Origin of the sequence: Kitasatospora humi, from assembly GCF_020907985.1 — a bacterium.
In the GTDB taxonomy this organism is placed as follows: Bacteria; Actinomycetota; Actinomycetes; order Streptomycetales; family Streptomycetaceae; genus Kitasatospora; species Kitasatospora humi.
Map to the genome: position 1 here is coordinate 16,283 of NZ_JAJJPA010000069.1, position 13,469 is coordinate 29,751.

Annotated in this window: 5 protein-coding genes; all 5 read left to right on the plus strand. The window is 72.8% G+C overall.

What is annotated here, in order from left to right:
* Positions 1-22 precede the first annotated feature (22 nt).
* Positions 23-886 (plus strand): 3-hydroxyacyl-CoA dehydrogenase family protein, encoded by an 864-nt coding sequence (locus LN042_RS33760; protein ID WP_230055270.1) that lies wholly within the window; start codon positions 23-25, stop codon positions 884-886.
* A complete protein-coding gene (locus LN042_RS33765) occupies positions 883-1,173 on the plus strand; it encodes an acyl carrier protein (RefSeq protein WP_230055271.1) in 291 nt (96 codons plus the stop codon). Before LN042_RS33760 ends, LN042_RS33765 begins: the two co-directional genes overlap by 4 nt.
* On the plus strand, positions 1,166-2,281 hold the full coding sequence (locus tag LN042_RS33770) for an acyl-CoA dehydrogenase family protein (protein ID WP_230055272.1): 1,116 nt from the start codon (positions 1,166-1,168) through the stop codon (positions 2,279-2,281). The genes LN042_RS33765 and LN042_RS33770 overlap by 8 nt, the downstream gene beginning before the upstream one ends.
* 57 nt (positions 2,282-2,338) lie before the next feature.
* Positions 2,339-3,439, plus strand: a complete 1,101-nt coding sequence (locus tag LN042_RS33775; RefSeq protein ID WP_230055273.1) for an HAD-IIIC family phosphatase — start codon at positions 2,339-2,341, stop codon at positions 3,437-3,439.
* Between the two features lie 262 nt (positions 3,440-3,701).
* A partial coding sequence (locus LN042_RS33780; protein ID WP_230055274.1) for a type I polyketide synthase occupies positions 3,702-13,469 on the plus strand: 9,768 nt, incomplete at its 3' end.

Here is a 13,469-nt window from a genome sequence, read left to right on the forward strand (position 1 = left end):
ACGACACCGCAGGGAAGAATCCATGACTGCTTTTGAGGAGCACCGCCTCGCCATCGTCGGCGCCGGCGTGATGGGCACCAACATCTCGGCGCTCGCCCTCGGCCACGGCGTCTCCGTCGTCCTGGTCGACGTCGACGAGACCGTGCTGGAAACGGCGCGGCAGACCATCGCGCAGAAGCTGCGACACGCCCAGCTCATGGGCGTGCTGCCGGCGGACCGCCCGCAGGGCACGCTGACCACCAGCGTCGCCCTCGAGGACATCGCCGACGCCACCACCGTCATCGAGGCCGTCACCGAGATCGACAAGGTCAAGCAGGAGGTGCTCGCCGCGGCCTCCCGCCTCGTGTCGCCCGGCACGACCCTGATCTCCAACACCTCGTGCATCCCGATCGACGAGATGGCCGACTGGACCGTGCGCCCCGAGGACCTCGTCGGCGTGCACTTCATGAACCCCTCCTACATGATCAAGATGGTCGAGGTCATCCGCGGCCCGCGCACCGAGCCCGCCGTCCTGGAGCAGGCCCTGGAGCTGCTCGCCGTCCTCGGCCGCGAGGCCCTGGTGGTCGACGACTCGGCCGGCTTCGTGATCAACCGCCTGCTGCACCCGTTGATCAACACCGCGGCCATGCTCGTCCAGGAAGGCGTCGCCTCCGTGGAGGTCGTCGACGGCCTGCTGGAGGGCTGCCTCGGACACTCCACCGGCCCGCTGCGCACCGGCGACCTCATCGGCCTGGAGAACCTCGTCGACTCGCTCAACGTGCTCTACGAGCGCCGGGGCGACGAAAGCTGCCGCCCCTGTGACCTGCTGCTCGCCAAGGTGCGGGACGGCCACCTCGGCCGGAAGACCGGCCGGGGCTTCTACGACTACGGAAAGGTCGCGTCATGACCGTCCACGCGGACAACACCCCGCTGACCGCTGAGACCCTGCAGAAGGAGATCCTCGCCTTCCTCACCGAGCGCATCAAGACCGACGTCGAGCTCGACCAGGACCTCTTCGCGTCCGGTGTCGTCTCCTCCATGTTCGCGATGCAGCTCGTCGTCCACCTCGAGGACGCGTACGACATCGCCATCGTCGGCGCCGACCTCAAGCTCGACAACTTCCGCACCGTGGTCGGCATGTCCAACCTCGTGCTGCGCCTGAAGGGCGACCCGGAAGCGGCCGGGAATGCCTGACCGACTCGCCGACGAGCGCGCCTTCATCGGCGGGCTCGTCGGCGCCCAGGCGGCCGCCTGGGACGTCACGGGCGAACTGCCCACCGACCTGCTGCGCACCCTGGGGGCCAAGGGCCTGCTGTGCGCGCAGGTCCCGGCGTCCTACGGCGGTCCCGGGCTCAGCAGCCGGGAGAACGGCGAACTCACCGCGTACGTCGGGAGCCTGTGCAGCTCCCTGCGGTCCATCATGACCTCGCAGGGCATCGCCGCCTGGACCATCCAGCGCTTCGGTGACCGGGACCAACGGAAGGCCTTCCTCGGGGAGCTGACCAGCGGGAAGCTCACCGCGGTGGGCTTCAGCGAGCCGGGCGCCGGCAGCGACCTGGCGGCCATGCAGACCCGGATCAAGGTCGACGGGGACGGCTTCGTCATCGACGGCGAGAAGAAGTGGGTCACCGGCACCCGCTACGCCGACTTCGTCCTGATCATCGGCCGGCACGGGGACGGCGAGGGCGCCGCCGCCGCGATCGTCCCCGTGGACGCACCGGGCGTGCAGATCGAGTTGGTGCCCCATCCGATGGGCTGCCGGGCCGCCGGCCACGCCAACATCCGCCTCGACAACGTCCGACTGCCGGCGACCCACGTGCTGGGCGGCGGCGGGCAGCCGCTGTCGATGCTGTTCACGACCGCGCTCTCCTACGGGCGCGTGTCCATCGCCTGGGGCTGCGTCGGCATCCTCCAGGCCTGCCTGAGCGCCGCCACCCGGCACGCGAAGCACCGGCACCAGGGCGGCGTGGCGCTCGCCGAGCACCAGCTCGTCCGCGGGCACCTCGCGGAACTGCTCATCGCCGAGCAGGTCTCGCTCCGCGCCTGCGAACACGCCAGTGACCAATGGGACTGCGCCGCACCGGACATGGGCCTGATGGCGGTCCTCGCCAAGCACGTCAGCGCGGGCCACGCCGCCCGGGGCGCCGCCACCGCGGTCCAGCTCCTCGGGTCGGCCGGCTCCGCGGACGGGCACGTGGTGGCCCGTGCGTTCCGGGACGCGAAGCTCATGGAGCTGATCGAAGGCAGCAACGAGATCTGCCAGTTGATCCTGGCGGACCACGCCCTGTCGCTTTCCGACTGACGTCCGTCCGACCGAAGTCCGAACCGAAGTCCGACCGAAGCTGGTAGGAGAAACCCCGTGGCTGAGAAGCCAACCCTCGTGAAGTGCCTGGTCTGGGACCTGGACAACACCGTCTGGGACGGTACTTTGCTGGAGGACCCGAACGTCGAACTGTTCCCCGGCATCCGTGACACCATCGTCGAGCTGGACTCCCGGGGAGTCCTGCACTCGGTCTCCAGCAAGAACGACCACGACCTCGCCTGGAAGCGCCTCGAAGAGCTGGGCCTCGCCGAGTACTTCGTGCACCCCCAGATCGGGTGGGGGCGCAAGTCCGACGCGGTCAAGCTGATCGCCGAACGGCTGAACTTCGCCGAGAAGACCATCGCGTTCATCGACGACCTGCCCACCGAGCGCGCCGAGGTGAACTACCACGCGCCCGACGTCCGCTGCTACCCGGCCGACCGGGCGGGCGAGTTGACCGGCCTGCCCGAGTTCAGCCCCGAGATCATCACCGTCGACTCCCGGCGCCGCCGCGAGATGTACCAGGCCGGCTTCCGCCGGGACGCCGAGAAGGACACCTTCAACGGCCCCGACGAGGAGTTCCTCCGCACCCTCGACCTCGTGATGACGATCAAGCGAGCCGACGAGGAGGACATCTCCCGGGTCGAAGAACTGACCCTGCGCACCAGCCAGATGAACGCGACCGGCGTCCACTACTCCGACGCCGCGCTGCGCGCCCTGCTGGCCGACCCGGACCACGAGGTCCTCACCGTCACCCTCACCGACCGGTTCGGTCCGCACGGCGCCGTGGGCGTGCTCCTGCTGGAGCGCCACCCGGAGCTGTGGCACCTCAAGCTCCTCGCGACCTCGTGCCGCGTGGTGACCTTCGGTGCCGGTGCGGTCATCCTCAACTGGCTGATCGACCAGGCGGCCCAGGCCGGCGTGCACCTCGTGGCCGACTTCAAGCAGACCGAGCGCAACCGCATGATGGACATCGCGTACCGGTTCGCGGGCTTCGCCAACGAGCCGTGCGCCTGCCTGGCCGTGCTCGGCGAGCCCGTCGGGGACGGCGTCCAGCGCCTGCACCTGCTCGCCGACCGGCGCGAGGGGCCCACGACGATGCGGCTCACCTCGCCCGAACTGGCCGCGGCCGCGGCCGTGGAGGACGCCGTCGCCTGACGGTCGGGAACGCCGGGTGCCCGGCTGTTCGGAAAGGCGCGCCGCTCAACCGGCGCGCCTTTCACGGTTGAACACGTGTTTTTCCGGGTGGGGCGACTCATATCCTGACCGTCGGGGCTCCGGTGGGCCGTTTGTTCCATCCTCCTTGTGCCGCCCTTCCGTTCAGCCCCTCTGTTCAGCCCTTTCGCGTTGCTGTTCCGCCTTGGCTGAAAGACCTTCGACCAGGTATCGAACTCCCGACCTCCCGAATGCCGAGGGATTTGTGAACGAGACTGATGGGCCGGCCCTGACGGAATTCGGCGCAGCCGGTGCGGAGCCGTTGGCGATCGTCGGCATGAGCTGCCGCTACCCCGGCGGGGTCCGTTCGCCCGAGGACCTGTGGAGCCTGCTGGCCGAGCGGCGGAACGCCCTCTCCGACTTCCCCGCGGACCGGAACTGGAACCTCGAATCCCTGTACGGCGCAGACCCGGAGAGCGCCGGGAAGACCTACCTCACCCGGGGCGGCTTCCTCGACGACGCCGCCGGATTCGACGCCGGCTTCTTCGGCATCCCACCGCGTGAGGCCGTGGCGATGGACCCGCAGCAGCGGCTGCTGCTGGAGACCTCCTGGGAGGCCCTGGAGCGCGCCGGCATCACCCCGTCCGCGATCCGGGGCACCCGGACCGGCGTCTTCGTGGGCGCCGAGCCCAGGGAGTACGGCCCCCGGCTGCAGGAGGCGCCGCAAGGCCTGAAGGGCTACCTGCTCACCGGCACGACGACCAGCGTGATGTCCGGCCGCATCTCGTACCTGCTCGGGCTGCACGGGCCGTCGCTCACGGTCGACACCTCCGCCTCCAGCTCCCTGGTCGCCATCCACCTCGCCGTGCAGGCCCTGCGGTCCGGCGAGTGCTCGCTGGCGCTCGCCGGCGGCGTGTCCGTGATGGCCACCCCGGGCAACTTCGTGGCGTTCAGCGGGCTCCGGGCGCTGTCCTCGGACGGCGTGTGCCGCCCCTTCTCGGCCGACGCCAACGGGACCGTGTGGTCGGAGGGCGTCGGTCTGATCGTCCTGGAGCGCCTGTCCGACGCCGTGCGCAACGGCCACTCCGTGCTGGCCGTGCTGCGCGGCTCGGCGATCAACTCCGACGGGACCAGCGACGGCCTGACCGCCCCCAACGGCCGGGCGCAGCAGGCCGTCATCCGCCGCGCACTGGCGAACGCGCGCCTGACGGCCGCCGACGTGGACGCGGTGGAGGCGCACGGCACGGGGACCCGACTCGGCGACCCGATCGAGGCGCAGGCGCTGCTCGCCACCTACGGCCAGGACCGGCCCGCGGACCGGCCGCTGTGGCTGGGGTCGGTCAAGTCCAACATCGGGCACACCCAGGCCGCCGCCGGTGTGGCCGGTGTGATCAAGATGGTGCTGGCCCTGCAGCACGGCGAGCTGCCCGCGATGCTGCACGCGGACGACCCGTCACCGCACGTGGACTGGGCGTCGGGCGAGGTGCGGCTGCTGGCGGAGCCGAAGCCCTGGCCGGCCGGGGAGCATGCGCGACGTGCCGGTGTGTCGGCGTTCGGACTCAGCGGGACCAACGTCCACGTCATCCTGGAGGAAGCGCCGGCCGGTGAGTCCGCCGGGGCCCGGGAGACGGTTCCGGTGCTGTCGGGTGCCGGTGCGTGGGCGGTGTCGGGCCGGTCGGCGGAGGCGCTGGCGGGACAGGCGGACCGACTGGGCGCGTGGGTCTGCGCGCGGCCGGAGCTGGAACCGGCGGACGTGGCATGGTCGCTGGCGGCCACGCGGTCGGTGTTCGAGCACCGGGCCGTGGTGGTGGGTGGTGACCGCGCGGCGCTGGTGGCCGGGCTGGAGAGCCTGGCGGCGGGTGCCTCCGCCGGGTCGGTGGTGTCGGGCGTGGCCCGGTCCGATGCGCGCCCGGTGTTCGTCTTCCCGGGCCAGGGTTCGCAGTGGCTGGGTATGGGCCGGGAGTTGGCTGCGGTGAGCCCGGTGTTCGCGGCCCGGCTGGCGGAGTGTGCGCAGGCCCTGGAGCCGTACCTGGACTGGTCGTTGGGTGATGTGCTGGCGGGGGCGGAGGGTGCGCCCGCGCTGGAGGCGGCGGATGTGGTGCAGCCGGCGTTGTGGGCGGTGATGGTGTCTTTGGCGGCGGTGTGGGAGGCCGCCGGTGTGGCCCCCGAGGCGGTGATCGGTCACTCGCAGGGGGAGATCGCGGCGGCGACGGTGGCCGGGATGCTGTCCCTGGAGGACGGCGCGCGGGTGGTGGCGCTGCGCTCGCAGTCGCTGAAGGTCCTCGCGGGACTGGGCGGCATGCTGTCGGTGAGCCGGTCGGCCGCCGTGGTGGAGGAGCGGATCGCCCGGTTCGGCGAGCGGCTCGCCTTGGCGGCGGTCAACGGCCCGGCCGCGGTGGTGGTTTCGGGCGAGCCGGACGCGCTGGAGGAGTTGAAGGCCGAGTTCGAGGCCGAGGGCGTGCGCGCCCGGATGGTCGCGGTGGACTACGCCTCGCACTCCGCCCAGGTCGAGCGCCTGGAGCAGGAGATCACCTCCGTACTGGCGGATGTGACGCCGCGCCAGGGACGGGTGCCGATGGTGTCGGCGATGACCGGCCAGACGCTGACCGGTGAGGAGTTGGACGCCGCCTACTGGTACGCCAGTCTGCGGGCCACCGTCCACTTCGACCGCGCGGTGCGCACCTTGGCCGGTCAGGGCCACCGGGTGTTCGTCGAGGTCTCCCCGCACCCGGTGTTGCTGGGTGCGATGACCGAGTCGCTGGAGGAGGCCACCCAGGCGGCCGGCCCGGGCGCCGTGCCCGCCGCCGTCTGCGGCACGCTGCGCCGCGACGACGGCGGCGCGATCCGGCTGACCACCTCGCTGGCCGAGGCGTTCGTCGCCGGTGCCGCCGTCGACTGGACGGCCGTGCTCCCGGCCGGCGAGCGGGTCGACCTGCCGACCTACGCCTTCCAGCATGACCGCTTCTGGCTCGACAGCGGCGTGTCGTCGCAGGTGATGGAGCTGCCGCAGTCGGTCGGCGGCACGGCCGAGGCGGCCCCGCCGGACTCCGCCACCGGATTGCTGCGGCAGCTCGTGGGTCGACCGGAGCCCGAGCAGGACCAGATGCTACTCGACCTGATCACCACGCACGCCGCGGCCGTCCTCGGCCACGCCTCCCCACAGGCGCTCGACCCCGCACACACCTTCAAGGACTTCGGGTTCGACTCGGTGACCGGCGTCGATCTGCGCAACCGGCTGAGCACCGCGCTCGCCATGCGGCTGCCCACCACCCTGATCTACGACTACCCGACCCCCATGGCACTGTGCGCCTTCGTGCGGGCGGAAGCGCTGGGGCACGCGGACGAGCCCGCGGCCCAGGGGCCGGTGGGCGCGGGGGCCGACGAGCCGATCGCGATCGTGGCGATGAGCTGCCGCCTCCCCGGCGACGTCAGCGCCCCGGAGCAGCTGTGGGAGCTGCTGGCCGCCGGTGGCGACGCCGTCGGCGCGCTCCCCACCGACCGCGGCTGGGACCTGTCCCAGCTCTTCGACCTGGACGCGGAGCGGGCTGGCACCTTCTACACGCGCGGCGGCGGATTCATCACGGGGGCGGGGGAGTTCGACGCCGCCTTCTTCGGGATCAGCCCGCGTGAGGCGCTGGCGATGGACCCCCAGCAGCGCCTGCTCCTCGAACTCTCCTGGGAGGCGTTCGAGCGGGCCGGCATCGACCCTAGGCAGCTGCGCGGCTCGGCGACCGGCGTCTTCGTGGGCGCGTCCTCGTCCGGATACGGCGCCAACGCGCCCGAGGACCTCGAGGGCCATCTGCAGTCGGGCATCGCCCCCAGCGTGATCTCGGGCCGGGTGGCCTACGCGCTCGGCCTCGAAGGCCCCGCCCTGACGGTCGACACCGCGTGCTCCTCGTCGCTGGTCGCCCTGCACCTCGCGGGCCAGGCCCTGCGGTCGGGCGAGTGCTCGCTGGCCCTGGCGGGCGGCGTCACCGTGCACGCCACCACGTCGTGGCTCGCCTGGTTCAGCCGCCAGCAGGGGCTCGCGGCGGACGGCCGCTGCAAGGCGTACTCGGAGCAGGCCGACGGCATGGGCATGGCCGAGGGTGCCGGCCTGGTCGTGCTGGAGCGGCTGTCGGACGCGCGGCGGCTCGGCCACAAGGTGCTGGCGGTGATGCGCGGCTCGGCGGTGAACCAGGACGGTGCGTCGAATGGTTTGACGGCGCCGAACGGGCCGTCGCAGCAGCGGGTGATCCGGGCGGCGCTGGCGAACGCGCGCCTGTCCGCGAGCGACGTGGATGTGGTCGAGGGCCATGGCACGGGCACCCGGCTGGGTGATCCGATCGAGGCGCAGGCACTGCTGGCGACCTACGGCCAGGGGCGGCCGGCGGACCGGCCGTTGCTGCTCGGTTCGCTGAAGTCCAACATCGGGCACACCCAGTGGTCCTCGGGTGTCGCAGGCGTCATCAAGATGGTGCTGGCGTTGCAGCACGAGCAGCTGCCGAAGACGCTGCACGCCGAGCAGCCCTCCACGCACGTGGACTGGGACGCGGGTGCGGTGCGACTGGCGACGTCGGCGGTGTCGTGGCCGCACTCGGACGAGCGTCCGCGGCGTGCGGGGGTGTCGTCGTTCGGCATCAGTGGCACCAACGCGCACGTGATCATCGAGCAGGCGCCCGAGCAGGAGGCTCCGGTCTCCGGTGGTGGTGGTGTGGTGCTGCCGGTGGTGCCGTGGGTGGTGTCGGGGCGTTCGGCGGCGGGTCTCGCGGGGCAGGCGGAGCGGTTGGCGGGTTTCGTGCAGGGCCGGGATGTGGACGCTGCCGGTGTGGGTTGGTCGTTGGCGACGTCGCGGGCGGCGTTGGAGCACCGGGCTGTGGTGATGGGTGCGGATCGCGACGAACTGGCGGCCGGGTTGGGGGCGTTGGCCGAGGGGCGTGAGGTGCCGGGTGTGGTCTCCGGCGTTGTGGGGGGCGTGGGCAAGGTCGGGTTCGTGTTCACCGGGCAGGGTGCCCAGCGGGTGGGGATGGGCCAGGGGTTGTACGCGGCGTTCCCGGTGTTCGCGCAGGCCTTCGACGCGGTGTGTGCGGGGCTGGCCGAGCATCTGGACGGTTCGCTGGCGGCGGTGGTGCGCGGTGAGGTTGAGGGTGGGGGTCGGATTGATGACACGGGGTGGGCGCAGCCGGCCCTGTTCGCCATTGAGGTGGCGTTGTTCCGGTTGTTGGAGTCGTGGGGTGTGTCGCCGCAGGTGGTGGCGGGGCATTCGATCGGTGAGTTGGCGGCTGCGCATGTGGCTGGGGTGTGGTCGTTGGAGGACGCGTGTGCGGTGGTTGCCGCGCGGGGTCGGTTGATGCAGCAGTTGCCGTCTGGTGGGGCGATGGTGGCGGTGGAGGCGACGGAGGCGGAGGTTGTCGCGGCGATCGGGGGCCGTCCGGGTGTGGGTGTTGCGGCGGTGAACGGTCCGAGGGCTGTGGTGGTTTCCGGTGTCGAGGAGGAAGTCCTCGCGGCTGTCGCGGAGTTGGCTGCGGGTGGGGCGCGGACCAAGCGGTTGCAGGTTTCGCACGCGTTCCATTCGCCGTTGATGGAACCGATGTTGGAGGAGTTCGCGCGGGTCGTGGCCTCGGTCGCCTACCGGACACCCAAGCTCACTGTCGTGTCCGCGTTGACCGGTGAGCCGGTGACGGACGAGGTCACGGACCCGGCGTACTGGGTGAAGCACGTCCGCGAGGCCGTCCGCTTCAGCGACGCCGCGAACGCTCTACGCACCAGCGGTGTTCGCACATTCATCGAGATCGGCCCCGACGGCGTCCTGTCCGGCATGGGCCCCCAAACCCGCCCCGACACCGACGCCGAAACGGCCGACGAACTCTGGCTCCCGCTACTGCGCCGGGGCCGGGACGAACCCCGCGCGCTGCTCACCGCGCTCGCCAAGGTGTTCGTACGCGGTCTGGCCGTTGAGTGGGAGAAGGTATTCGCAGGCACCGGTGCCCAGCGCGTCGACCTGCCCACCTACGCCTTCCAACGGCAGCACTACTGGCTGACCCCCGCTCTCGGCAGCCGTGCCGAGGACCTCGGCCTGGAGACCCCCGGCCACCCGTTGCTGGGCGCGGCGGTGACGCTGCCCGCCAGTGACGGCCTGGTGCTGACCGGGCGGTTGTTGCTGGCCCGGCAGCCGTGGCTGGCCGATCACGTGGTCGCCGGCCAGGTGGTGGTACCCGGGGCCGCGTTGGTCGAGATGGCGGTGCGGGCCGGTGACGAGGCCGGTTGCGGCCGGGTCGAGGAACTGGTCATCGAGGCGCCCCTGGTGCTCCCGGCCCAGGGCGGCGTCCGGGTGCAGGTCACGGTGGACGGGCCGGACGCGTCCGGCCGCCGGGAAGTGGCGGTGTACGCCCGGGCCGAGGAGGCCGAACCCCAGGGGGAGTGGACCCGTCATGCGGTCGGCGCGCTGGCCTCGGCCGGCACGGCGGCCGACGGCGATGCGGACACCGACTTCACGCAGTGGCCCCCGGCCGGTGCCGAGGCCGTGGACCTGGACGACTTCTACCCGGCGCTGGCCGGGAGCGGGCTCTCCTACGGCCCCGTCTTCCAAGGCCTGCGCGCGGCCTGGCAGCGCGGCGAGGAGCTCTTCGCCGAGGTGGCGCTGCCGGACGGCGTGAGTGCCACCGAGTTCGGCCTGCACCCCGCCCTGCTGGACGCCGCCCTGCACGTGATCGTGGGCACGGGCGACCGCCGCGACCGGCTGGAGGTCCCGTTCTCCTGGGGGAACGTCGAGCTGCACGCCACGGGGGCCGCTGTGGCCCGCGTCCGGGTGGCCCCGGAGCGGACCGGCGACGCCGTGGCACTGACCCTGGCCGACGCCACCGGTGCGTTGGTCGCCTCCATCGGCTCGCTCGTCCTGCGGCCCTTCGCGGCCTCGGCGGCACCGGCCCGTGACGAACTGTTCGGGGTGGAGTGGGTCCCGGCCGCGGCGGGCTCCGACGAGCCGACCGGCCGGTGGGCCGTGCTCGGGGGTGAATTGGCCGGCGCCGACTCGTACGCCGACCTGGCGGCCCTGCTGACGGCCGTCGGCGAGGGTGGGACCGTCCCCGAGGTCGTGGTGGCGCGGGCCGTGCCCGAGCCGGATGCCGACGGTGTCCCGGGCGCGGCGCGCGGTGTCACGGCCGGCGCGCTGGGGCTGGTGCAGGAGTGGCTGGCCGCGGACGCGCTGTCCGGCTCTCGGCTGGTGGTGGTGACCGAGCGCGCCGTGGACGCCGGCCCCGAGGCGCCGATCGAGGTCACGGCGGCGCCCGTCTGGGGTCTCGTCCGGGTGGCGCAGTCGGAGAACCCGGGCGCGCTGGTGCTGGCCGACGTGGACGACGCGTCCGCCGCCGAGGTCGTGCAGTGGCTGCGGGCAGGCGTGGCCACCGGCGAGCCGCAGTTCGCCGTGCGGGCCGGCCAGCTGCGGGTGCCGCGCCTGGCACGCGTCGCGCAGGGGCTGCCGGTTCCCGCGGAGCGGGTGTGGGGCCTGGACTTCCACGAGCGCGGCACGCTGGAGAACCTCACCCTGGTGGGCGCCGACGAGACGGGTGCGCTGGGCGCCGGCCAGGTGCGGGTCGCGCTGCGCGCGGCCGGCGTGAACTTCCGCGACGTGCTGAACGTGCTGGACATGTATCCCGGCGACGCGGGCCGGCTGGGCCTGGAGGGCGCCGGCGTGGTGCTGGAGGTCGGTCCGGGCGTGACCGGGTTCCGGCCGGGCGATGCGGTGATGGGCCTGTTCACGGGCGCGTTCACCACGGAGGCCGTGACCGACCAGCGGCTGCTGGCGCCGGTGCCGTCCGGGTGGACGGTGGCGGAGGCGGCCGGTGCGTCGCTGGTGTACCTGACCGCCTGGTACGCGCTGGTGGAGCTGGCCGGCCTGCAGCGGGACGAGCGCGTGCTGATCCACGCGGCCGCCGGTGGCGTGGGCATCGCGGCGGTGCAGTTGGCCCGGCACCTGGGTGCGGAGGTCTTCGCGACCGCGTCGCCGGCCAAGTGGGCGGCGGTGCGCGAACTGGGCGTCGGGGCGTCGCACATCGCGTCCTCCCGCACCACGGACTTCGAGGCGGCCTTCCGCGCCGAATCCGGTGGCCACGGGGTGGACGTGGTGCTGGACTCCCTGGCCGGGGAGTTCGTGGACGCCTCGCTCCGGCTGACCCGTGCCGGTGGCCGGTTCGTCGAGATGGGCAAGACCGACGTGCGCGAGCCGGAGCAGGTTCGGCGTGACCACGGGGTCACCTACCAGGCGTTCGACCTGCTGGACCTGGACCCGGACGCGATCGGCCGGATGCTGCGGGAGCTGAGCCGACTGTTCGCGGCCGGTGCGTTGCGCCCGCTGCCGGTGGCGTGCTGGGACGTGCGCCGTGCGGTGGACGCGTTCCGGTTCCTGAGCCAGGCACGTCACATCGGCAAGGCCGTCCTCACCCTGCCCGTGGTGGCCGACCGCGCGGGCACCGTGCTGGTGACGGGCGCGTCCGGCGCGCTGGGCGGGCTGGTGGCCCGCCACCTGGCCGAGACGGGCAAGGCCGGCCGGCTGGTTCTCGTCTCACGTCGGGGCATCGAGGCGTCGGGGATGCCCGAACTCGTGGCCGACCTGGAGGGGTTGGGTGTCGAGGTCACGGTGGCGGCCTGTGACGTCGCCGACCGTGGCGAGCTGGCCGGTGTGCTGGCCGGCGTGCCGCTGACGGGTGTCGTCCACGCGGCCGGGGCCGTGGACGACGGGCTGGCCACGGCGCTCTCGCCGGAGCGGGTGGCGGCGGTGATGCGGCCGAAGGTCGACGCGGCGTGGCACCTGCACGAGTTGACCCGCGACCTCGACCTGGACACCTTCGTCCTGTTCTCCTCGATCGCCGGCGTCTGGGGCAACCCCGGACAGGCCAACTACGCGGCCGGTAACACCTTCCTGGACGCACTGGCCGCGTCCCGCCGCCGGGCCGGTCTGCCCGCGGCGTCCCTGGTGTGGGGTCCGTGGGAACACGGCATGACCGCGAAGCTCGACCGGGCGGACTGGCAGCGGATGTCCCGCCAGGGCCTGAAGCCGCTGCCCGCCTCCGACGGCCTTGCCATGCTGGACGCGGCCGCCCGGGCCGCCGACCCCATGGTGGTCACGGCCAAGCTGGACCTTGCCGCGCTGCGGCGCTCCGACAAGGTCCCGTCATTCCTGTCCGGCCTGGTCCGTGGCGGCCAGGCGGGCTCACCCGCCCGTCGCACGGCCGGCGCTCCGGCCGCCGACGCCCGGAACGCGCTGGGCGCCCGGCTGCTCGCGCTCGGCCCAGCCGAGCGGATGGAGACCGTCCTCGACCTGGTGGCGGCTCAGGCCGCCCTGGTGCTGGGCATGGCCGGCCCCGAGAGTGTCGAGGCCGGCCGGGCGTTCCGCGACGCCGGCTTCGACTCGCTGACGTCCGTCGAGCTGCGCAACCGGATGAACACCGTGACGGGTCTGCGCCTGCCGGCCACGGCGGTCTTCGACTACCCGACGCCGGCGGCCCTGGCCGGGTTCGTGCTGAGCGGGCTGATCGGTGAGGGTGAGGCGGCAACCGCGGGGGCCGGTCTTCCGGCGGCCGGCGGCGGCGTCGCCGCCGACGAGGACCGCGTGGTCATCGTGGGCATGGGCTGCCGGTTCCCCGGCGGCGTGTCCTCACCGGAGGAGTTCTGGGAGCTGGTCGCGGCGCGCGGGGACGCGGTCGGACCGTTCCCCACGGACCGCGGCTGGCCCGCGGACGTCCACGATCCGGACCCGGAGGCAGTGGGCAAGAGCCTGTCGGGCGAGGGCGGATTCCTCTACGACGCGGGGGAGTTCGACGCGGAGTTCTTCGGGATCAGTCCGCGTGAGGCGGTCGCGATGGATCCGCAGCAGCGGTTGCTGCTGGAGACGTCGTGGGAGGCGTTGGAGGACGCGGGAATCGATCCGACGGCGTTGCGGGGCAGCGCGACGGGTGTGTTCGCGGGGCTGATCTACCACGACTACCTGCCGTTCGGCGCAGCGTCCGAGACCGTCGAGGGCTACGCCGGCACCGGCGGATCGGGTGGTGTCGCGTCC

Bases quoted from the DNA above. Each gene is read 5' to 3' on its own strand.
- LN042_RS33760 (WP_230055270.1), top strand. From the start codon at position 23: ATGACTGCTTTTGAGGAGCACCGCCTCGCCATCGTCGGCGCCGGCGTG.
- LN042_RS33765 (WP_230055271.1), top strand. From the start codon at position 883: ATGACCGTCCACGCGGACAACACCCCGCTGACCGCTGAGACCCTGCAG.
- LN042_RS33770 (WP_230055272.1), top strand. From the start codon at position 1,166: ATGCCTGACCGACTCGCCGACGAGCGCGCCTTCATCGGCGGGCTCGTC.